Here is a 21,230-nt window from a genome sequence, read left to right on the forward strand (position 1 = left end):
CGGACGCTGTTGGGCCAGGAGTCCAGGTCGTCGGGATCAGGGCTTCAGCCCTGGAAGTTTGCGGTGAACGGTCGGATGGTCATCGGTTTGCTCCCCGGCCGGTGTTGGTGGCGTTGGGGTCGCAAGCGAACAGCTGTTCCTGGCCCTCGACCGCGCCCCAGGTGGCGAGCTTGGTTTCGGCGCCGGCGGTGCCGGCCGGCCGCTTGCCGCGTCCGCGCGCGGCTTTGGTCTGAGTCTTGGCGTGGCGCCACTGCTCGGCGGTCATGCCGTGCCGCGTGGCGAGTTGCTCGTCGGTCGGCTTCTTCTTGTTCTGTGCCATGGGTGATCTCCCGTTCGCAGGCTGAGCCCGGGCGTGGGTCGAGTGGTTTTCTTCGCTGCCCGTAGGGCTGGGCGTCGGCAGTTGCCGTCGCCCTTTTCGGCGCCTGGCGCGGCCCCAGAGGCTCGCGATCAAGGGATCAGGTCGAAAAGTTTGTGGGGCCACGCGCTTTTTGTGGGCCCACAAAGTTTTCGGGCCCCTTGATCGTGAGTGGGGGCCGTGCTAAGCCGGGCTGCGAAGCTCAAAAGACACAGGCCGCGCTTACGCGGCACCGTGTTCCGCCCGCAGAGGGCGGTGGCAGTGGAGGCGACCGGCGTGGGCGTGCCGGCCCCGTTCGGGCTGGTGTTTTTGTCGGTGCCCCGTGTCACCATCGAGGTATGGAGCTGACCGGACGCGATTTCGACAAGATCCCGCGGCGCAATCTGCACGTGCCGGTGGTCGAGTTCGCGCGCCTGTGGTTCGCGGCCGAGCAGCGCTACGACGTTGAGCGCAGCTGGGCCGCGCTCGGCGTGGTCGACGTGTGCCGCTGGCTGGCTTGCGCCACAGTGCGGTTGGAGACCGGCCGCACGTTCCTCGCGTACGCGCCGGTGACTGGGCGCACTGGCCTGGCGCACGAGGAGACAATCCAGGCCGAGTGCTTGGCGGCGGAGGCGCTGCTGTTCCGTCGGCCGGTGCCGGCGTGGCTGGTCGAGCGAACCGGCTGGCTGGAGTCGATCGTGGTCACCCTGGGGTGGGCGTGGCAGCGCAGCGGGAAACCGCCGATCGACGTCCCCGCCCACATCCCAGGCTGACCGTTCATCGCGCGTAGACCTCGCCGTCGTCGACGGCCGCCTCAGCGGCCGTGGCGGCGGCGTCGTCGTGGTGGCGCCGGTACATTTCCGCGGACTGCGCTTCCTCGTCCGCATGCCGGGCATCGATCGATTGGCGGGCTTCGATCTCCCGCAGGGCCCGCTGGGCGTGGTCGACCGCCTCGGCGGTTTCCTCGGCCGAGGGCACCTGGACCTCCTCCGAGTCGGTGACCGGCTCTTCCTCGGCAGCGCTGTCGCGGACGTCGTCGACACCGGTCTCGACCACCGGCGCCTCGTCAGCCTCAGTCGCCGTGTCGTGCTCGGTCGTCGTGGTGTCGACGGTGCGCTGGTTGACGACGTCGGCCAGGTCGTGTTCGTCGGTGACGTCGCGGTGGACGTCCTCGGCGGCCATGTGCGCGCGGTGCGCGTCGAGCCATTCATCGGCCGTGACCTGCGGGTCCGGGGAGGTGTCGACGTTGCGGCCGGAAAGCTCGATCCCGGCTCGTTCGGCCGCGGCGCGGGTTTCGGCGGTGTGGGCGTACCACGCCGCCCGCGCGTCGTCAGCCGCTTCCAGCTCGGCGGCGCGTCCGGCGAGGACGTCGGCGAGCGCGTCGGCCTCGCCGGCTTCCTGCAGCAGGCGCTCGCGCTCGCCCTCGTCGGTTGCGGCGTCGGCTTCGGCGCGGCGGAGCGCGGCCTCGCGCCGGCGGGTATCGATGGCCTGGTGGGTGCCGGCGAGTTCGTTGGCCACGAACTCCGGGCCCCACGCCTTTTCCCGCTCCCAGGCGCGCATCCTCACGAGCAGCTGCCCGTCAGACATCTCCAGCTCGTCGCGGCCGGACTCCGGCCGCCCCAGCGCCCGCCACGCCGAACGCCACGCCGCATAGGCCTCAACCTGCCCGGCCTTCGGCGCCGCACCGAGCGCGGCCTCGGGGTCTTCGTGCCCGGTCAGCTCGCGGTACGCCGCGACCGAACCGGCCTGCTTGATCCACTCCTTCCGCAGGTTCGGGTCGTCCGGGACAGGCCCGAAGGCCTCGACCGACCACTGCTGCGGTTCCTCGGCCAGGCCGCGGCCGAGCTCCTGCTGACGGGCGTCGGCCGCATCGGCAAGGCTGCGCAGGTACGCAGCCCACTGCGGGTCCTCGACCTGCGGAATCCGGTCGGCGTAGGAGTCCCCGACCGGGTCGAGGGTGACAGACTCGGCGATGCGGTGGTGCAGCACGTTCGTCAGCTGCCGCGCCCCCGACAACGGGCGCGTGGTGACCGCCTCGGTGAGCACCTGGCGCGGGTCGTGCCCGGCCAGCTCGACCCGGCGCAGCAACCGCGCCAGCGTCGGGCCGCCGTCCTCGGCGGCGATGCGGGCGCGCTGGTTTTCCGTGAGCGTGCCCTCGTCGACCAGCGCGTCGAGCCAGCGGGCGGTGCGGCCGGCGGTGGCGAGCTCGGTGGCGTCGGCCAGCAGTTCCGCCGGGGCGCGGATCGCCTCGGTTTCCGCGGCGGACTCGGTGGCCTCGGCCAGCGCGGAGCGCTGCGGCCCGGTGCCGGTGAACGCGCCCGCCAGGACCGCAGACGGGTTGCGGTGCACGGCTTCCAGCGCCGCCCCGTCAGGAGCGTCGACCGGCACGGCGGTCGTGGCGACGTGGGCGGTGTTGCCGTGGCGGCCGCGGGTGAGCCCTACGTAGAGGGCTTCCTGCCCGGTCGACTCGGTCACGACCGAGTGCGCGGTGTCCACCGTGAGGCCTTGTGCACTGTGGACGGTGGAGGCGTAGCCGAGGGTCATGTGCTCGGTCACGTAGCTAGCAGGCAACGTGATCCGCTCCCCCAGCACCTCGCCGACCCCGTCCTCGCGGCCGAGCACGAGGGCCACGATGAGGCTGCCGTCCTCGCGGGCGTCCAGGACGCGGTACTGCTTGCGGTTGATGGGCACCTCGCGGTTGCCCTCCACCCCGGCGAGGTTCCAGCCGTTGCAGCGGGCCTGCACCAGATCGCCGACGCCGGCATAGGTGCCCTGCTTGTCCAGCGGCACCCCAGTCTCGGCGACCTTGCCCAGGCGCACGAGCTCGCGGCGCAGCTCGGCGCACAGGTGCGCGGCCTGCTCGTTGCTGTCCACGATGAGGATCGAGTGCTTCCCGGCGAGGGTGTCGCCGAGCCACGCTTTGGCGGCGGTGGCCTCTGCCTGTTCGCGGGTTCCGCCGTCGAGGATCCGGCCGTACTTGTGGTACTCCCCCAGCACGGTCTCATCGCCCTCGCGCAGCCGCAGCGACGCGGCGCGTTCCCATTCGGCGGCGAAGCGGCGGACCTCGGTCAGCTCGTAGGCCGCGCCGGCCTCGGCCATCAGCTGCATGCCGCCGCCGGCGCCGACGGCGGCGAGCTGGCGGTGGTCCCCGGTGAGCAGGAGCTTCGCTCCGGCTTGGGCGACGTGGTGGTGGATGCGGGCGAGGTCGGCGGTGTTGGCCATCGCCGACTCGTCGACCACCACGAGGTCGCCGGGGTTGAGCTGCCACTCGATGTTCTCGGGGTGAGTGGAGCCCTCGGCGAGCTTGGCTTGCGTGCCCAGCCAGCGGGCGATGTTGCAGGCGGTGAGGCCTTCGCCGGCGAGCACGTCGGTCGCGACCTGGCTGGACGCGAGCCCCACGACGCGGCGCGGCGCCCCGTCCCACAAGGCGGGGTCCTGCCACGCTTTCGCCAGGGCACCGACCACAAACGACTTCCCGGTCCCGGCCGGTCCGACCAGCGACTCGACAGCCGCCCCGGAGGCCAGAACGCCGCGCACCGCGGCGGCCTGGTCCGCGCCCAGGACCATGCCGGTGTCGGTGAGCGCCGCCACGAACCCGTCGACAGCGGCGACGTCCAGTGCTGGGGCGCCGCCGCGGGCGGTCGCCGCGGCGAGCGCGCGCTCGGTGTGGATGTGCTCCGGGGTCGCGTACAGCTTGCGGCCCGGGGCCTCGTAGGCGGACTGGCCGTTGGCGAGCTTGAGCTCATCGGGCAGCACCGCGACACCGGGGCGGTCGGTGGCCAGCGGGGTCGCCAACTTCAGGCCTTCGGCGGTCAGCGTGTCCAGCAGGCGCGTCACCTCGGCGCCGTCAAGGTCGCCGAGCTGATCCGGCAGGGCGTCGCTGATCGCGCGGGTCAGGTCCGGCGCGGTCCAGCCGGACTTGGTCGCCTGCACATCGGCCAGGGCGGTCTTGAGCACCGCCTCCGGCGACCACGAAACCGCCTCGCGGGGCTCGTGGGTCAGGTTCAGCACGTCGCGGGCGACCCCGGCCAGGCCGTCGGCGACCTCGGCGCGCAGCTCACGGTCCCAGCGCTCGAGCCGTGCTTCGGTGGTCTCGCCGTCGTGGGACTTGGCCTTGCGGGTAGCGAAGGTGGCCTGACGCTGCAGCCGGTCCAGCTCCAGCGAGTTCGGCTCGCGCCCGAAGCGGGACTCGAACTGCTCGACGAGGGCCGTGGTCTTCTTCGTGATCGCGCGCCGGCGCGAGGCGAACAGGTCCATCACCCGCTGATCGATCCCGACCACCTCGCGGGCCTTGCCATCCGGCCGGGCCGCGAACCGCACACCCAGCGCCTTCGCCAGGTGCTCCTCGGTAGTGCGCTCCCCCACCGCCGCCGCCGCGCCGCGGTGGGCGTAGAGGGCACGCCCGTCGAGGGTGCGCCACTGCCCATCAGCGCCCTGCACGCGGTTGAGGATCGCGTTGTGGATGTGCAGCTGCGGGTCGTGGTTGCGCGAGTCGTGCTGAAAGAACGACGCCACAACCACATCGTGCGCGTCGATGAACCGGCCGGCGGCACCGCCGTGGTGACCCACCCGCGAGTAGCCGGCGCGCTCAGACAGATAATCCAACGACGCCCGGTTCCCGGCCCAGATCGCGTCCTCCACCGCGTCGCGGTGCGCCCGCCACGACGCCGCGACCGCGGCCGCGTCGTCCCGTTGGCGCGCCAGCTCCGCCAACTCGGCCGGATCCGTCCCCGAGCCGGCCGCCGCGGCCAGCGCGTCCGAGAGGCGTTCAGCCGTCCGTTCAGCCTGAACCTGCTGCGCCTCGAACGAGGTATGCAGGACCGTCACCGACTTCTGAACGCTGAACGTGGCGTCCAAAAAGGCCACGTTCTTCCGCGCCGCCTTCCCCGCCTCCAGCCGAAGTTCAGTCCGGCGTTCAGCCGTCGCCCCCGGCTCGGCGTCCAACGCAGCGGCGTACAACTCGTCCTCCGTCGGATACTTCCGGCCGGTGTGCCCGAGAGTGGACGCCTCGCCCCACCGAGCCGGATCGCTGAACGCCTCATCCCGCGGGTCGACGAAGCACTCGTAGACCGCGCGCATGTCCTGCTCGTCGACGAGCCCCACGAGCCCCAGTTTCTCCGCGCCGGCGCCGTACCAACGCCCCGGCGGCTCCCCCGCCGCGACCGCGTCGGTGTAGTAGTTCTCGCGCCCCTTCGCGACCTCGTCCGTGAGGTATTTGACCGAGTAACCGTTCGACACCGTCAGCATTTCGCCCCCTCAACCAAGATCAACGCGCGGACCTCAAGATCAACAGCGCGGGTCGCGTTCCCGGGCGCCCGCCAGGGCGCACCGGCCCGACAGATCGTGATGCATAGGTGTGCATCGTTCTTTGTCTTTGTCCTTGAGCTGGGAATCGTGGTGAGTGACTTAGTCTTGGTCTTCCTGAGTGGCTTTCTGGTGTCCTGCTTGGTGATCTCGGTTGCTGGGTTCATGAGTTGGCCTGCTGAGTGGTGAGTTCGGTGATCACGTGGAGGGGTGCGGGCTGCTGCCTGAGTTCCTGCAGGGCGGTTCCGGCGGTTCCTCGTGAGACTTCGGCGAGAGACATCAGCTCGTCCACGGTCGGGAGGTTGCCGTGCAAGGCCTGGTGCCGGCGCGCCACCGCGCGCGCCCGATCCTTCTTCGGCGAGGACGGCGCCACGGCCGGACGCTCCGGCTTGGCGGGCGCCTCGGCGAACTCGCGCTCGCCCTCGGACTGGACTCCCGGACCCTGCTCGGCTGTACGTCCACTCGACGCACGCGACGGCGACACGTTCAACGGCCCCGGCTGTACGGAGCCAGGTTGGACGGACAGCGACTGGACGACGGGACCCTGGACCCGGTCCGACTGAACGGCCGGACCGGACGACGCGACCCGATCGGTGACCGCGACCGCGGCACCCGGCGTGGCCTTCACGCCCGCGTCCACTGCCACGGTGTCGGCGTCCGTACGGCGCGCGGTAGCGAGCATGAACAACAGGTGCGCCACGATCGCCGCCGCCAACGCCGGCCACGCCCCGACCCCGAACCGCAGCAGGCTCGACGCTGGCGTGACTGCCTCCACGCCGGCCGCCGCTGCAGCTGCGAGCACGCGCGGATCAACCGGCGCGCCAATGCCACCGGCCAGATAGCTCGCTTGTGCCAGCCCGGACAGACCCGCGGCGAGAATCACCACCGACCACGCGTAGCGGCGGCCCTTCGTCTCCAGTCGCGACGTTGCCGCGTAGGCGACGATGGCCAGACCGTCGGTGATCAGCGGGTAAATCCAGGCGATCTCACCCGGGACGCCGGACGCCACCGCGACCTCGAACAGGCCATGCGCCGTCGCCGCCGCCGCACCCATCGCCACCAGCAACCCCGCCACGAACACTGCTACCGTCGCCGGCGTCGCCTTCTCCTTGGTGCTGTGCGTGCTCACGCGCGCTCCCACCCTTCGGTGCTCTCGTCGGTGCGCTCGCTCGCGTCCTCGACGCTCCAGCGCGCCAGTCGCTCGGCGCGATCGGTGTCCTCGGCCACGGCTTCGCACCGGCGCATCGCGTCGGCCGCGTCGTCGACCGCGCGCCCGCACTGCTCGACCACTTCGGCCAGCGGCGCCGGCTCGGGCTCGGCGAGGACGTCGTCGATCCGGTCGAGCACGTCGGCGGTGTCGCTGCCGACGGCGTCGGGCTGGCTGGTGGGTGCCTCGTCGTGGATCAGGCGCCGAGCGGCTGGGACTTCGGTCTCCCAGAACACTCCGTCGCTGTGGTCGTTGGCGTCGCAGGTCTCGCACTGGTGTGAGGGCAGAGTGCAGCTGAGCACGTGGTTACTGATCTCGGTTGCTTCGGCCCACACCGCCCGTGCCCGTTCCGGCGTCCCCGCGGGGGCGACGCGATCGAGTTCGGCGTGCACTGCGGCCCAGTACTCGGCGACCCACGGCTCGGCGCTGCGCGCCGCCGGACCGGCATCCTCGAACGTGTCGGTGGCTTCGGCGTCCCAGTTGCGCAGCACGCCGGACTGGTTGACGACCATCGGTTCGGCCATGCCGGTGTAGGGGCGGGTACCTTCCTCGCCGGCGTCGTAGTCGAGCTGTTCGGACTCGTCTTCCTCCGGTGTGAGCACGTCGGGCTCGTAGTCGTCGGCCACGGCAAGCACCGGTGTGGCCGGGAGGTGGCGCGCGATCCAGCTACCCGGCTCCGGTTCCCGCTCGGGCACGAGCGAGGACGCAGCCGGGTTCCACCGCCAGTCCGCGTCGTCGACGCCGGCGAAGCGCCACGCGGCGTCGTTGACGTCGGCCTCACCGACGAACTCTTCGGCCGCCTGCGGAGCGGTAGCTGCCGCGTCGGAGACAGGCGCAGCGAACGCGGCAGCCACGGCGGCCGCCTGCTCGGCGCTGATCCGGGGTGTGGCGCGATCGGCCGCTTCCACGACCGCGTGTGAGCGCGCAGCTTCCGGCTCCATGCCGGCGTCGAGCGCGTCGCGCCACTGGCGGATGGTGTCCGCGGCGAGGTCGCGGTCGGTGGAGTCCTGCATGGCCAGCACGGTCTGCAGGGCGGTGTCGTCGTCGAGGCCGCTGGCGCGCTGTTCGTCGTAGGCCGTGATCGCTGCGTCGGCGATCCCGTAGTTGCGCAGGGCGTCCACGGCCGGCATCAGGTTGGTCGGGTCGATGACCACCGTCTCGACATCGTCTTCACGCCCACGGCTCGGTTCGGGCATGCCCTGGTCCTGCTCATCGACCGGGTCAAGCCCGTCGGCGGTGTCGAGCGTGGCGGTCCTGGCCAGGTCGCGGACCCCGTCGACGGCGTGCTGGATCTCCAGCTCCCGCATCGCGTCGTTGCTCTGGCCCCGCTCGGCTGCCCACGAGGTGAAGGCCTCGGCCCGCTCGGCCAGCGCCCGGGCCTCGACCTCCAGTTCGGCCCGCCGGGCCGGGTCTGGCTCGGCTGCCGCATCGAGGTCGCGCAGGACGGCCTGGTCGTGGAGGCGTTCGGCCACCACACGGGTCGCGGCCTGTTCCAGCTCGTCCATCCACTCCGGACGCGGCACCCGCTCCGTGGGGGCACTCTCGCGCGAGATCTCGCGGCCCTGCTCGACGGCCTCGGCCAGCACCGCGTCGTGGACCGCTTGCACGCGAGCCTCAGCCTCGTCGAAGCCGTTGCCGCTCATGTACGCGAACCCGATCGCGGCCTGTCCCGCAAGCGACCGCTCGGGCCCGATCTGAGCCAGCGCCGATGCCTCGTCCATCCCGGCGGCGCGCAGCTCGCGATACCGGTCGATCGCCTGCCCCGCAACGAGGTTCGGTTCCGACTGGAGGTTGCGCGCGATCCAGCTGCCCGGCGCCGGCGCCCGTTCGGGCAGGTCCGACACCGGTGAGGGGTCACCCGGTCCCCAGGCGTCGTTGACGTCGGCCTCGCCGACATCGTGGGTTGCCGCGCGCCAGTCCTCCACGAATTCCGCCAACGACATCCCCTGGTTGTCCTGCCGCCACGCCGCCTCGGCGACCAGGTCGTCGTAGGCGGGATCATCCGGGTGGGTCATCTCGGCCTGGGCACGGCGCAATTCGTGCTCGCGCAGCTCCGCGTCGATCGCCGTGCGGACGGCCTCGACGTCGACCGGCGTGCCACGCTGCTCACTGAGCTGCCGGTAGGCGTCGATCACCGACTGCGGCATCGCCTCGCGGGCGAACATGCCCCACTCGAATCCGGCGGTGGCCTCATCCGTCCGCCCGGCGGGCTCGGCTGCCGTGCCGCCGGTCTGGCGGTAGTTGCCAGATGTGTCGAGATAGCGGGCGACGGCGCCGGCCCACTCGGCCTCGGCAGGTGTGCCCGGCTCTGGGCGGGCGTCGGTGAACAGGTGCTCCAGCGCCTCCAGTTCGTCGGCGTTGTGGCGGCCGTCGAAGTCGGTGGTGCGCGGGCCGAAACCGGTCTGGCGAACGGTGTCGGCGAACAGGTTCAGCATCTCGACCGGCGAATCGGTGGAGATCACCCGCCCGTCGTCCAGGCGCGCGGTGTAACGGCCGTGGCGGTTGATGCTGTTGCGGATCCGGGAGAACAGGCTGCTCATCGCCGACCACCACCGTTGCGGCGCTGGCGGGCCGCGGCCTGGGCGGCGGCGAGCTGGTCGGCGGTCGGTGTCGGGGCGGGGTTGTCGCGTTCCTCGGCCCACCACAGCGCGATCGGGGCGAGGGCTTCGCCCATCGGCACCACCGGCGCCGGACGGTGCGCGGGTCCACCGTCCTGGTGGTTCTCCAGCGAACACCCGGTGGCGCTGGACTTGATCCGGCGGACCACGCCGGGCCGGTAGCGGTCGTGCCAGTCGGCGGCGCGGGCGACGGTGGCGTCGTCGTCGCGGTAGGCGGCGTGCCACGCAGCGGCCAGCCACACGAGTTCCTCGACGATGTCGGGGTGCCACATCCAGCACTCGGGCAGCGCGCCGGCCGCGTCGGGGTAGCGCAGGAAGATCTCCCGCAGCCACACCGTCAGCTCGGTGAGCATGGTCTGCGCGGCGTCGATACCGCCGGGCAGGTCCAGCCACGACCACGACGGCGTGGCGGCGTCGGCTCCGGCGAGCTGGTCAGCGATCGCGCGGACCGTGCGGGCCAGCGTCGAGACCTTCTCCGGCATCAGCTTCAGCGGCTCCACCGTGGTCCGCAGCTCGCTCACCTGCTCGGCGAACTGGGTGCGCAGGCCCTCGACCTCCTTGGCGAGGCCCCACACCGCGCGCACGGTGCTGTCCGGGTTCGAACCGTTGGTGCCGTTGGGGTTCGCGGGCCCGGCGCCCGCGGGGGTCGGGGTGGTGTTGTCGGTGCTCATCGGGTCACCTCCACGAGGTCGTAGCGGGTGTGCAGCTCGGTCCAGTCGGCGTGGTGCCGGCCGTCGGGGGTGTGCCAGCGCCCGTCCGGGCCGGGGCACCACTGGCGCATCAGGTCATCGCGCACGGTCGGGCGGTCCGCCGGCGCCGGGCTCGCGCCGGGCCCGGCCGCCAGCCACACCCGCGCGATCGCGGTTGTGGTCGTCATCGGGGGTCACCGCCCTCGACGTCACCGGCGAGGTAGACGTGCGCCATCCACGAACGAGCCAGCTCCAGGTGCTCGCCATGCTCGGCTTGGTAGATGCGGGTCCGGGTGGCCTGCACGATGTAGGCGACGGTGTTGAACACGGCGGAGTCGGGAATCGCGCGTCGGGCCTGCTGCACCGCGCGGGTCAGCCCGAACAGGACCGCCGCCGCGGCCAGGTGCTCCTTCGGGGCGAGCTCGCTGCGCGCGTGGCGCAGGATCGAGGCGTGCAGCTCGATCAGCGCCGACTTCGTGCTCGAAGCCTGGGCAAACAGGGTGCTCAGCACCTTCAGGTAGGCATCCAGGTCAGCGCGGAAGGTGGTGAATTCGTCGAGGTCGTCGAACTGCGCGTTGATCGCGGTGAGCATCATCGGGTGGCCTTCTTCCGGGAAGTCTCGGTGCGGGCGGCGGCGAGGCGGTTGCGGTGCTGGGCCTCGGCGGCGGGGCTGGTGAGCGCGGCGTGCAGCGCCCACGCCGGTTCGGTCGGCGCCGGGTCGGGCCGGCCGCCGGTCGGGGCGGGGTTCACAGCGCCACCCCCGGGAACTCGGCCGTGTCCGACCAGTCGAGGTGCTGCGACTCGCACCCGGGCCGCACGATCCGGTGGGCCTGGGCCACGAGAATCTCGACGTCGTCGCGGCGCAGCAGCACCGTGCCGGCGCCGTTCGGCGTGACCATGCCGAGCACGACCAGGTCCCCGCGGGCGATGACCTTCAGATCGCCGACCCCGGCGGTGCCGTAGATCAGGGCGTCCGCCAGCAGTTCCCGGCTGACCGCCCACTCCAGGCCGGGCTGCACCGCGTCGAATCCGAACGTGATCGCGTAGGGCTCGCTCGCGTCGTAGCTGGCCGAGATCGTGGCGTGCCCGTTCTCCAGCAAAGCGGGCAGCTGCACCGTGAAGGCGCTCATCGGGCTTCCCCCTCCGACTCGTCGTCGCCGGCGTGCTCGGTACCGGGGGTGGTGGAGAACTCGGCGTCCAGCTCGGCATCCAGCCGGGCCAGGGACTCCTCGTCATCCAGCCGGGTCGCGGTCGCGAGCACCGGGCGCCACGCGCTGTCGGTGTCGGCGGTCGTGCCGGGCTTGGCGGTGCGCTCCTGCATCCGCGCCACCCACGGCTCGACCTTGTCGGCCAGCGCATCGACGAACGCTGCGAACCGGATCGCCCACACGTCGCGGCGCTCCAGCCACCGCTCGAGCAGGGCGGCGTTGCGCTCGGCGCGGGCAGCGGCCTTGACGTCGCGGCGCGTCCACGCCATGTGCAGCTTCCCCACCGCGGCGGGCATGCCCCGGCGGATGATCACCGCGTGCATGGCCGGCAGCTGGGAGATCTGCCCGGGTGAGAGCACCGGCACCTTGCGCAGCGAGCGGCCGGTGACGTTCCCGTCGGCGTCTTCGGTCTCGACGTGCTCGTCGCGGTCGGCGGTGAGCAGCGAATAGGCGTTGAGGTCGTCCGGGTCGCGGGAGCCGCCCAGAACCAGCACGGTCGCCGAGTTCGTCATGATCGACGCCGCCCCGGTGGTGCCCCACCGCTGGATCAGCTGGGCGCGGGACTGGGCTCCGATGTGGATGGTGACGTTGCGGCCACCCATGTCCGCGGTCCACTTGTCCAGCGGAATCGGGCAGATCAGCGCGGCCTCGTCCAGGACCAGCGTCAGCGCCGGGTCAAGCCGGCCGCCGGGCTGTTCCGACGCGATCCAGCGGGCCTCCCGGGCGATGTGCGCGGTCAACGCCGCCACCAGCGGAGCGGTGTGGCCTTCCTCGGCGCCGAGCATGTACACGGTGCCGTGCTCGGCCAGCAGCTGCTCGACGTCGAAGCTGCCGCCCTCGGCCGCCGCCGACGCGGTCGGGTCGGTCAGCCAGCCCAGCGCGGGCATGACGGTCGTGGTGATCGAGGAGCGCGTGCGCTCGTTCGTGGTCAGGAACTGGCGGGCGTCCTGCTCGAACGCCGGTTCCGGCGACCGGCGCAGCAGGCGCAGGACCTCCTCGGTCGAGCCCTCCGGGTCGGCGACCCACCCGAGCACGTCCCGCATCGTCAGCTCACCCAGCGCCGCGGCGTGCAGCAACGCAGCCAGCGCGCGGGAGGCCTGCGACACCCAGTACTCGCGCTCGGAGTCCCCACCCGCCGCCGGCAACAGGTCACTCGCCCGGTGGGTCGCGGTCACCGGCGAGGAACAGCCTGCCAGCGGGTCGAACGTGATCGTCGAGGCGAGCTTGCCCAACCCCGACGGGTTGAACACGTACACCGGGCCCCGGCCACGGCGCACCGCGGCGGTCAGGTCGATCAGGTCCGTGCGGGTCGAGGTCGCGATCACCGCGCCCGGCGCGTCCAGGATCCGGCCCGCCAGCTCACCCGTCTTGCCGGTACGCGGACCACCAACGCGCAGCGTCACGTCCTCAACCGGCGACCAGATCCACTGCCAACCCACCCGCGCCAGCCGCGTCGCGTACTCCGTCACCGGCGTCCGAAGACGGGCCCACCACGACACCTGCCGCAGGCTCGGCTTCAACGACTTCGCCTTCCGGCGCATCGCGTGCTTCGAGGCGACCCGCCAGATCTGCCACCGCGACGCCACACCATCATTGCGGCGCGAACGGCGCGACCACCGGCCGATCAGGCCCCGCGAACCACCCCGGGACCGCAGGCCCAGGACCGCGGCCACCAGCAGGACCGGGCCACCCAGGATCAGGCCCCACGGCCACACGCCGTAGCCCGGCGTCTCCACCGGCACCCAACCGAGGAACCACAGCGACAGCCCCACCAGGCCGGCCGCCACCGTCACCGTCCGGGCCGCGTTGCCCTTCATCAACTCCGCCAAGCCCAGCACACCCGCAGCCACACCGACGGTCACCAGCCACGGCCAGATCGCCGCCACCTTGACGTGCCACCCACTGGCCAGCACGCCCGACCCGATCAGCACCGCCGACAGCAGAAACGCCTTGAACGTCCGCATCAGGCCGCACCCCCAGCCGAAGTCGCACGCCAGGCGTCGACCCACTCGGCGACATCAACGCAGTTGCCGGCATTCGCGGCGAAGTCGAGCAGCTGCTCGACGGCTTTCGCCGGCACGACGTAGCGGCCCTGCCCTGCTCCTCGACGAAGCCGGAGCGCTGGGAACGCGTCGGCGTGGATCAGGCGATAGACGTACTCCTGGGAGAGGCTGAGCAATGCTGCGGCCTCCGGCACCGTGTACGTCGGCACTCCGGCCATGCGCTTCCTCATCGCAGCCTGAAGTGCAAGATCGCGAAGCAGTTCACGGGTCTGGCCGCGAGCGGCCTGCATCTCGCGTGTCATAGCTTGTTCCTGCATCTGGGTCTCCAAATGTCCGATGCGAGGCCCGGGCGGGGTGGCACCCCCGCCCGGGTCGCTTTGTCTCTCCTGCTCCAGCCATCCGAACTTGTCTAGGCTGCCTGGACATGTTTGAAGATACCCAGCATGGCTAGCCACGTCAACTGCTTGTCTAGGCTGCCTAGCTTGGACAGCACAGAGGCAGTACTCTGTCCCTTATGCAACTCGATCCGGACGACCCTCGGCCGCCGTATCAGCAGGTCGCGAACGCGCTTCGTGCGGCGATCCTGACGAGGACGTTCAAGCCGGGCGAGAAGCTGCCGTCAGGCCCGGAGCTGTCTCAGCAGTTCGGGGTTGCGCGGATGACAGTGCAAACGGCCATTCGGGTGCTGCGAGACGAAGGTCTAGTCGTGTCTCGGCAGGGCAGCGGTGTTTACGTCCGGGAGCGCACGCAGCGGGCGGTGGATCTGCGGTCTCACCTTGAGCGTGCCTTCGAGCAGCCCCAGGTGTCTGTCGATTTCGCAGGCTTCTCCGGTGAGACACTGCACGGCGCCATCACTGAGCCGCTGGACAAGATCCGTGACGGTCGCCTCCGGCCCGACTCGCTATCGATTCGGCTGCTAGTGCCGGATCCGCGCCAGCCCTGGTCTCTACCGGCCCAGGTCGAAGACCTTGCCGACAGTCCCGCTTTCAGGGCGCGGGCCACCCGGATCATGGAGCGCCACACGCTCGCGATCGTGGACGCGGTGAACGAGCTCGCCGACCTGGGCCTCGTCCCGGACGCTAAGGCGCAGGTGCGAGTCAATCCAGCCGTGCCGCTGTTCAAGCTGTACGTGATCAATTACAACGAGACGTTTTTCGGGTACTACCCCGTTCAGGAGCACCAGGTAACGCTCGACGGTGAGCGGACGGCGATCTGGGACCTGATGGGCAAGGATGCGATCTTGTTCCACTACTCAGCGGACAGTGACGAGGACAGCCTCGCGTCGCAGTTCACTCGGCAGTCACGGATGTGGTTCGAGTCCCTTTGGACCACCGTGGGCCGGGACTACCTGCCATGACCGCCGATCAGCTCGCTGCTGCGCTGGACCGAACGTCGAGCGTTCTGCTCGACTTTGACGGACCCGTTTGTTCGGTCTTCAGCACCTTCACCCCGGCCGCCGTCGCTCATGAGCTACGGACTCGTCTCAGGCTCGATGCTGCGCCAGAGACGCAGGAACCATTCGACATTCTCAGTTACGTCGCCCGTCACGAACCGACGAGGCTCGTTCGCGCAGAGGCGGAACTGGCCCAGCTTGAGAAGACGGCGGTACTTCGAGCCGCGCCTACTCTCGATGCGGATGCAGTACTCCGACGTTTCAGCGAGTCCGGCCGGTCGGTGGTTATCGTGAGCAACAACTCCGACGCCGCAGTGCGTGCTTACCTGGAGCTGCACGGTCTTGGATCCCTGGTGACCGCCGTGTCTTCGAGGGTCGATCCGGACCCCAGCTTGCTGAAGCCTCATCCGCATTTGCTCTGCCGCGCAGCGGCTACGCTGGGCTGCGATGTGGCTGATTGCCTCATGATTGGCGATTCCGCTACTGACATCGAAGCTGCTCAGGCTGCAGGAGCCGTCGCCGTCGGCTACGCGAACAAGGCCGGCAAGCGCGAACAGTTCGAGCACCTGAGAGCTGACGCGATCATCGACGCCATGAGCGATTTGTTGGTCGTTCGGATGCCTCTGTAGACCGTGCACCGCTGTCTTATTCAGACACGAGCCGCGACAGCGACCACTCCCCACGCCTCGGCGCGAGAAACGTCGACCTGAAGTCGGCGCGCCAGCTCGCCGACCGGACGGCCTGCCTTGAGGGCAAGAACAGCGGCGTCGTACTCGCGGTCTCCAGCAACTGCACGAGGGTCAATCAACAGCAACCCCTCTTCACCACGAAGTACGTTCCCGGACGAAAGGTCTCCGTGACACAAGGAACGCGACTCGTCGACGACGAGCTGATCGAGGATTGATAGGGCGTGCTCGCGTTCTTTGTCGCTCGCCGCCTCGACATCCGGCGGTAGGTCGAGCGCGTCACCACCGAGGAGACGCTCGCGCAGCCAGATGGAGATTGGTGGGAACTCCCGAGAATGCAGGGCCCCAGCAAGTGGTCGAACGACGTCGGCGAGCTCGTCGACCGACGCAGACTGAATGTCTCTCGTCCCTGGCTGCACCTGGTCCATGACCGTCCACGTGCTGACTGCGGACTCAACGACTTGGTGAACAGCCGGCGCCACACCGAGCATTGCGAGCCGTTGCGCTGCGCGAGCCTGGAGGGCACCGGCAGGATCAGGCGTCGACTTCATGATCAGTGGTCCGTTGGGGGTTTCGACCGACACAACAAGCCCGTAGCGCGCGGCCAAGACCTTCTGTGGTTGAGCTTCGTAGCTGCGGCACAGTTCAGCGAACTCTCGTTCCGCCGAAGAAGACCACAGCTCCCCGCGAGTTGGCCAGCGAGAACACACGGCGCGTGTGACTTCGCGCGGCACCGCTACACGCTCGCCACCTGGCAGGACTTCCGGACCGACCTGAGTTCGGCCCGGGCGCTTCATTCGACCTCCGATAACCTCGGCCGCTCGCTTGTCGGCTTCGGCAACCCAAGCGGCGTACACCCGCAGGGTGGTGTTACCGCCGTCGGCGTGGCCGAGACGGCCGGCCACTGTACGGATGTCGACTCCAGCCAAAATAAGCTCGGTCGCGGAGTAGTGCCGCAGGGCATGCAGATGACTGTCGATCCCGAGCGACGAACACATCCGCGAATAGCGGCGACTGAGCCATGATCGATTGTATGGTCGGTCGAACGTCGGCGACGGCGAGAACAGGTACGCATCTTCCGTCGGTGCAACATCGAGGGTGCGCATCCGGCTTTCGTAGTGCAGACGAAGGTCTCGGAGGACGTCAACCGTCGCGGCGTCGAGTGCAATTCGTCGGGGCTGGTCGGTCTTGGTCTCGTGCACGGCCAAGAGCGCCTTCTCGAAGTCGACGTCGCGCCAACGAACCCGGGCAAGCTCGCCGCGGCGCATGCCCGTGACCATGACCAGCCAAACGAGCGAGCCGTACGCGTCGTCCTTCTCCCACGCGGCCTGAATGATCCTCGCAGCCTGCTCTGACGTCGGAGGCTTTGGGTCGGGCTTGGGCGCTCGCGGCTTCCGCGCGTGCTCGGCCGGGTTGCTCTTCACCCACTCCCACCGGATCGCTGCCGCGAACGTGCCGTGGATCATGAAGTGCAGCTTGAGCACGGTCGCCTTCGCCAGCGGCTTACATACGTGCTGTTCGCATCGCGTCACAACGCAACCTGCGTCGTCGCAGTCGTGCGGCGGGTAGCCGGCCGCTGGAGGTCGGCCCGGACGACGTTTGTGCTGCACTATTCGACACTCATGCGGGCCGTCCACCCGGTGCTCGATTCGCGGTTTCCCATCGCAGCGCGTGCGGCAGCGTTGGATGTCGGCGTAGAACTCCTCGAGCATCCGAACTCGGATCTTGGAGAGGGGAACGTCTCCGAACACGGGGTAGAGGTAGTTGCGGGCGTAGCCCTCGTAGGTGTCGCGGGTGTCGTCGACGAGGTCGGCGAGGCGGAGCCAGTCCTGCATCGCGACGCGGAAGAGGCCGTTGCTACGAGCGTGGCGCTCTTCGTTGACCTCAGCGAGGAACCGGGTCCTGATCTTTTCGGCCTCGCGCTCGTCGGTCGTCGACTCCTCAAGGTAGAGGCGCTTGCCGGTCACAGGGTCGACGCCGGCGTAGACCCTCACGCGAAGCGAGTTGCCGCGACGCTCGATCTGGCCGCGTTGTCGCGCACCATCGGTCGCCTTGTTGACCATGAGTTGATCGTACCTGCACCCACCATAGCTCCCATTGATCAACTATGGGGGCAGGTACTGCAGAGAAAGTCCTGGTCAGAAGAGTGGAGCTGAGGGGAATCGAACCCCTGACCCCCGCCTTGCAAAGGCGGTGCTCTACCAATTGAGCTACAGCCCCGGGCGCGGGTGCCCGTGGGTCACCCGCGCGGTGAAGTCAGTTGTGGGAAGCGTCCGCGGCCTTGGCCGGGGTGCTGCCGTTCGCGGAGACCGGGCCCGTGGGGGCGGTCGCCTGGCGCCAGAGGTCCGCCTCGGCCTTGGCAGCCTTGTTGCGCTTCACGACGAACAGAACGCCGCCCGCGACGACTGCGAGTGCCAACAGCTTCTTCATCCGAAGCCCCCTTTTCCAGCTTGCTTCCGTACTCCACGATGCTACTGCACGCGCTGAGCGCCGGATCCGGCGGTTCCAGGGCTTGGTTCCACGTGGAACCACCGGCGACCCGCGTCACAGGCCGAACGGAATACCTCCGGTGGGTGCGCCGTTGAACAAACTGGTCGGTGCGCCCAACGTGTCCCCCGGGCTCACACCTTTGCCTTCGCGGAATACCGTTCGGCTGGAGCCGCGTCGTGCCTTTCGCCGAGAGGCGACCGTACGCGCGCCGATCGCAGACATGTCAGCCCTGCCGGCCTTCTCTTCCCGGCAGGGCTGACTTGCGTCCGGCGAGCCTCGCGCGCACACCAGCCAGACCCGACTCCACCAGGTCCGGCTGCCCCGTCGCGACGCCATGGGTCACCTCGAACCACGGCCCCAGCCGGTGCCACGCCCACGCGCGCCGATGCAGCTCCTCGGTCACGCCCTAGGCCTCGGCCACCCCCAACGCGAACGCCGGCGACGCCCCGAACAGCGCCCACGCCAAGTCCCGCGCCCGGTCGTCCACGCACAGGTCCGACCAGTCGATCACGCCGCTGACCTGGCCTTCGTCGACCAGCACGTGCTCGGGTCCGAGGTCCGCGTGCACCACCGCATCGACGGGGAACGCCCTGATCTCGTCGAGCAAGGCCGCACCTCCGACCAACGGCACGACGACGTCGGCGAACTCCGCCAGCACTTCGGCCCGATCCGTGGCCACCACACCCCGCGCGGCCGCCTCGCCGACGTCCACCGCGTGCAGCACCCGCAGGAACTCCCCGATCACCCGGCCGTGGCCCGCCGTGAGCACGTCGGCCTGCCCGCCGGACACAAGTTCGTGCCGCACCACCAGCGGCTCCTCCCGCCACACGACCGGTACCGGCACCCACACCGGCAGCTGCTGCGAGAGCCACGGCATCACCCGCGTCTCACGCAGCAGCAGCTCACGCACCTCGGCCCGCCGCGGCCGCCGCTCGACCCACCGCCCGTCGACAAGCGTCGCGACGCTGTCCCATCCTTCGCCCAGCCACACGAACTCAGTGTGTCGACGTTGCAGGAATCGTGCTGTGCCAACCATTCGGCGAACCGACCGACCGCATTTCACCAACTGCGCCGGCGAAACAGTCCACACCGGACAGATCCAGCACCGGCGGCACGTCCGGTCGACGCGGTTCTCAAGGGATGTCAGGGAGTTGTGGTGTGGCTGAGGGGTACAGGGCGCCGGTGGCCAGGGCGTGGGCGGCGCGGAGGGCGGCGGTGGTGTTGGGGGCGTGGAGCCAGTCTTGGTCGAGGTCGTCTTCCCAGGTGGCGATCTGGTGGGCGAGGGTCAGGGATTGGTGATCGTCAGTGCGGTGGAGAGCTGCCGCGAGTTCGAGGTAGACGCCGGGTTGAGTGCCCGCGTAGGTAGCTGCGAGGGCAGCCGTTTGGTGCGTCAGGTGCCGGCTGTGCTGTGGGTAGAGCGCCGCAAGGCAGGCCAGAGCGAATTGGATTGCAGGGGGCTCGGCCGGCCAGCGACCCAGCAGTGCCCGCACTTGGTCGCCGACTGCGAGGTGGACCTCCTGGGTCCACGGTGCCGCGGTCGGGAAACGCCTCTGTGCGGCGGCCCGGTCGGCGTCAGCGAGGAGACTGGCCGCCCAGCAGTCGGCTGCGCTGAGAAGCCACACGTGGAGGTCCAGGCGGCGTGCCGGCGGCAAGGCATCCGATATCGCGAGTTGGGCGACGAACGGAAGCGCCGGGGCAGTCGCGGAGTAACAGTCGCCTTGGTGGAGGAGGTCGTCACCGAAGAGCTCGCCGAGGGTCGCGTCCCAAGTGCTGGTGTTCAGAGCGAGGGCGCGAATGAGGGCCGGAATGTTCTCCGCGGACCCGTGGGCATGGTTGAGCGCTGACCACTCGATGACGTCGAGCCCGACCAGCGTGCCGGCGCCGGCGGCGGCGCTGTGCGGGCCTAGATCCAGGGCATGGACCGGGGGCGCCGGCGTGATGACCACATCGGGGATTGGCGGACGCGCGCCAGGGTTGGTGTGGACGATCGGCCCATCCGCGAACAGGTGCAGCATGTCCGGCTCACACTGCCCGCCGCCCTGGCTGTATCCGCCGAAGTCGCGCGCGACGAGCGCCGCGGCACGTCCGACCGCGTCAAAGGTGCGGAACCCCAACGGGCTGACCGGGTAGGGCCCTTCGTCCAACGCATCGACAGCCCACCCGGCGTGGCCCACGGGCCGCGCGACCACCCGCGCGAACCCGTGGGCCGCCAAGGCTCTGGCCAATCCGTCAGCACCGGCGCGATCGCCGACAACGAAACTGTGCGTGCCCTCGATCGCCGACCAGCCGCTCATCCGCGCCGTCTCCCCCACACCAGCTCACCAACGCCAACTCACCAACGCAGGATCACTCACCACAGCATCACCAAAACGCACCAACGCTGGGTCAGTCACATTCCGCACCGTGGGGGTCTGGGGGGTCGCCCCCCAGAAACAAAAAAACACCCAGTCATACGAGCGCTTTCCGCGAGTATGACCGGGCGAAATGGGTGGGCCCACCAGGACTTGAACCTGGGACCTCTTCGTTATCAGCGAAGCGCTCTAACCGCCTGAGCTATGGGCCCGTCGAACGAGGAGAACTTTACAGGACCCCCGGAGGGGCCCTGCAACCGGGTTACTCCCTTTCCGACAGGGTGACTTCGAGGCCGCCCGCGAGGTCGGCGGAGACGTTGTAGATGAAGGCGCTCACCGTGGCCAGGGCGGAGACCAGCACGATGTTGATCGCGCCCAGGATGGCGGCGATGCCGAAAACGCGGCCGGCGCTGATGAGGGGTTCGGTGGAGGCGTTGGCGCCCTCGCCGCCGACCAGGGAGGAGTAGGTGCCGTTCAGTTTGTCCCAGACGCCCATGCCGTCGAGGACCGTGTAGAGCACGCCGACGGCGACCAGCCACACGAAGAACATCGCGACGCCCAGGACGAGCGACAGCTTCAGCACCGACCAGGGGTCGAAGCGCTTGATCTGCAGCGACGCGCGACGCGGGCCGCGGCCCGGGCGGCGCAGGGCGCTCGGGGTGGGGCGGGTGCGGCCGGCCGGGGGCACGTCGGCGGCCGGGGCGGGCGGCGCGCCCTCGGCTCCGAAGAGCCGGGGCGCGGCCGTGCCGCTCACCGCGGGGTAGTCGCTCTCGCTCACGCGCGGTCCGTCCTGCTCATGATCCGAGTAGACCACATCGTCGGTGGCGATTCCGGTCGAGACCGTGGCCTCCGAATCGCCGCCGCCGTCCTTGGCGGTGCGCTGCCAGGGTGGGCTCGACGACGTGCCGTCTGCCTTCTCGGATGGTGTCACGAAGAGTCAGTCCTTA

The 21,230-nt window shown here is 70.0% G+C and carries 20 protein-coding genes and 2 tRNA genes; 3 read left to right on the forward strand and 19 right to left on the reverse strand.

Annotation, left to right across the window (positions count from 1 at the left end; all coding sequences use genetic code 11):
- Positions 1–79: 79 nt before the first annotated feature.
- Positions 80–319 (reverse strand): hypothetical protein, encoded by a 240-nt coding sequence (locus ACFY1H_RS01670; protein ID WP_386943873.1) that lies wholly within the window; start codon positions 317–319, stop codon positions 80–82.
- 374 nt (positions 320–693) lie between these two features.
- Here ACFY1H_RS01670 and ACFY1H_RS01675 point away from each other — a divergent pair, with 374 nt between their 5' ends.
- Positions 694–1,107, forward strand: a complete 414-nt coding sequence (locus tag ACFY1H_RS01675; RefSeq protein ID WP_386943875.1) for a hypothetical protein — start codon at positions 694–696, stop codon at positions 1,105–1,107.
- A gap of 4 nt (positions 1,108–1,111) precedes the next feature.
- Here ACFY1H_RS01675 and mobF read toward each other — a convergent pair whose 3' ends face one another.
- The 10 genes from mobF to ACFY1H_RS01725 all read right to left on the reverse strand — a co-directional run bounded on the left by mobF (position 1,112) and on the right by ACFY1H_RS01725 (position 13,665).
- Positions 1,112–5,581 carry a MobF family relaxase gene (mobF, locus tag ACFY1H_RS01680; RefSeq protein WP_386943877.1) on the reverse strand — a complete coding sequence of 1,490 codons (4,470 nt, stop codon included), beginning with the start codon at positions 5,579–5,581 and terminating at the stop codon, positions 1,112–1,114.
- A 220-nt stretch (positions 5,582–5,801) separates the two neighbouring features.
- Positions 5,802–6,713, reverse strand: coding sequence for a DUF2637 domain-containing protein (locus ACFY1H_RS01685; protein ID WP_386943879.1), 912 nt, complete (start codon positions 6,711–6,713; stop codon positions 5,802–5,804).
- A gap of 50 nt (positions 6,714–6,763) precedes the next feature.
- Entirely contained in the window at positions 6,764–9,385 is a 2,622-nt protein-coding gene (locus ACFY1H_RS01690) for a hypothetical protein (protein WP_386943881.1), read from the reverse strand.
- Positions 9,382–10,134 (reverse strand): hypothetical protein, encoded by a 753-nt coding sequence (locus ACFY1H_RS01695; RefSeq protein WP_386943882.1) that lies wholly within the window; start codon positions 10,132–10,134, stop codon positions 9,382–9,384. The genes ACFY1H_RS01690 and ACFY1H_RS01695 overlap by 4 nt, the downstream gene beginning before the upstream one ends.
- Positions 10,131–10,340 (reverse strand): hypothetical protein, encoded by a 210-nt coding sequence (locus tag ACFY1H_RS01700; protein ID WP_386943884.1) that lies wholly within the window; start codon positions 10,338–10,340, stop codon positions 10,131–10,133. The genes ACFY1H_RS01695 and ACFY1H_RS01700 overlap by 4 nt, the downstream gene beginning before the upstream one ends.
- Entirely contained in the window at positions 10,337–10,747 is a 411-nt protein-coding gene (locus tag ACFY1H_RS01705; RefSeq protein WP_386943886.1) for a hypothetical protein, read from the reverse strand. Before ACFY1H_RS01705 ends, ACFY1H_RS01700 begins: the two co-directional genes overlap by 4 nt.
- Positions 10,744–10,902, reverse strand: coding sequence for a hypothetical protein (locus tag ACFY1H_RS01710; protein ID WP_386943887.1), 159 nt, complete (start codon positions 10,900–10,902; stop codon positions 10,744–10,746). The genes ACFY1H_RS01705 and ACFY1H_RS01710 overlap by 4 nt, the downstream gene beginning before the upstream one ends.
- Positions 10,899–11,282, reverse strand: coding sequence for an SsgA family sporulation/cell division regulator (locus ACFY1H_RS01715; protein WP_386943889.1), 384 nt, complete (start codon positions 11,280–11,282; stop codon positions 10,899–10,901). Before ACFY1H_RS01715 ends, ACFY1H_RS01710 begins: the two co-directional genes overlap by 4 nt.
- Positions 11,279–13,324, reverse strand: a complete 2,046-nt coding sequence (locus tag ACFY1H_RS01720) for a type IV secretory system conjugative DNA transfer family protein (RefSeq protein ID WP_386943891.1) — start codon at positions 13,322–13,324, stop codon at positions 11,279–11,281. Before ACFY1H_RS01720 ends, ACFY1H_RS01715 begins: the two co-directional genes overlap by 4 nt.
- Positions 13,324–13,665: a helix-turn-helix domain-containing protein gene (locus ACFY1H_RS01725; protein ID WP_386943893.1), complete on the reverse strand. Its 342-nt coding sequence runs from the start codon at positions 13,663–13,665 to the stop codon at positions 13,324–13,326. The genes ACFY1H_RS01720 and ACFY1H_RS01725 overlap by 1 nt, the downstream gene beginning before the upstream one ends.
- Before the next feature lie 212 nt (positions 13,666–13,877).
- Between ACFY1H_RS01725 and ACFY1H_RS01730 the strand changes: the two genes are divergently transcribed.
- Together ACFY1H_RS01730 and ACFY1H_RS01735 are read left to right on the forward strand one after the other, a co-directional pair.
- The gene (locus ACFY1H_RS01730; RefSeq protein WP_386943894.1) at positions 13,878–14,720 is read left to right on the forward strand and encodes a GntR family transcriptional regulator; all 843 of its coding nucleotides are present in this window, start codon (positions 13,878–13,880) and stop codon (positions 14,718–14,720) included.
- On the forward strand, positions 14,717–15,385 hold the full coding sequence (locus ACFY1H_RS01735; protein ID WP_386943896.1) for an HAD family hydrolase: 669 nt from the start codon (positions 14,717–14,719) through the stop codon (positions 15,383–15,385). The genes ACFY1H_RS01730 and ACFY1H_RS01735 overlap by 4 nt, the downstream gene beginning before the upstream one ends.
- Before the next feature lie 20 nt (positions 15,386–15,405).
- Here the strand turns inward: ACFY1H_RS01735 and ACFY1H_RS01740 are convergent, their stop codons facing one another.
- The 8 genes from ACFY1H_RS01740 to ACFY1H_RS01775 form a co-directional block, all read right to left on the reverse strand.
- Entirely contained in the window at positions 15,406–17,505 is a 2,100-nt protein-coding gene (locus ACFY1H_RS01740; RefSeq protein ID WP_386943898.1) for a tyrosine-type recombinase/integrase, read from the reverse strand.
- An 84-nt stretch (positions 17,506–17,589) separates the two neighbouring features.
- A tRNA-Ala gene (locus tag ACFY1H_RS01745) sits at positions 17,590–17,662 on the reverse strand.
- A gap of 36 nt (positions 17,663–17,698) precedes the next feature.
- Positions 17,699–17,872: a DLW-39 family protein gene (locus tag ACFY1H_RS01750; protein ID WP_386943900.1), complete on the reverse strand. Its 174-nt coding sequence runs from the start codon at positions 17,870–17,872 to the stop codon at positions 17,699–17,701.
- Positions 17,873–18,155: 283 nt separating this feature from the next.
- Positions 18,156–18,335 carry a hypothetical protein gene (locus tag ACFY1H_RS01755; RefSeq protein WP_386943902.1) on the reverse strand — a complete coding sequence of 60 codons (180 nt, stop codon included), beginning with the start codon at positions 18,333–18,335 and terminating at the stop codon, positions 18,156–18,158.
- A gap of 3 nt (positions 18,336–18,338) precedes the next feature.
- Positions 18,339–18,923: a phosphotransferase gene (locus tag ACFY1H_RS01760; RefSeq protein WP_386943904.1), complete on the reverse strand. Its 585-nt coding sequence runs from the start codon at positions 18,921–18,923 to the stop codon at positions 18,339–18,341.
- A 142-nt stretch (positions 18,924–19,065) separates the two neighbouring features.
- Entirely contained in the window at positions 19,066–20,226 is a 1,161-nt protein-coding gene (locus tag ACFY1H_RS01765; protein WP_386943905.1) for a hypothetical protein, read from the reverse strand.
- Between the two features lie 195 nt (positions 20,227–20,421).
- Positions 20,422–20,495: transfer RNA gene (locus tag ACFY1H_RS01770), tRNA-Ile, on the reverse strand.
- A gap of 50 nt (positions 20,496–20,545) precedes the next feature.
- On the reverse strand, positions 20,546–21,214 hold the full coding sequence (locus ACFY1H_RS01775) for a DUF3566 domain-containing protein (protein ID WP_386943907.1): 669 nt from the start codon (positions 21,212–21,214) through the stop codon (positions 20,546–20,548).
- Positions 21,215–21,230 lie beyond the last annotated feature (16 nt).

The organism is Amycolatopsis sp. NPDC001319 (assembly GCF_042896185.1).
Classification (GTDB): domain Bacteria; phylum Actinomycetota; class Actinomycetes; order Mycobacteriales; family Pseudonocardiaceae; genus Amycolatopsis.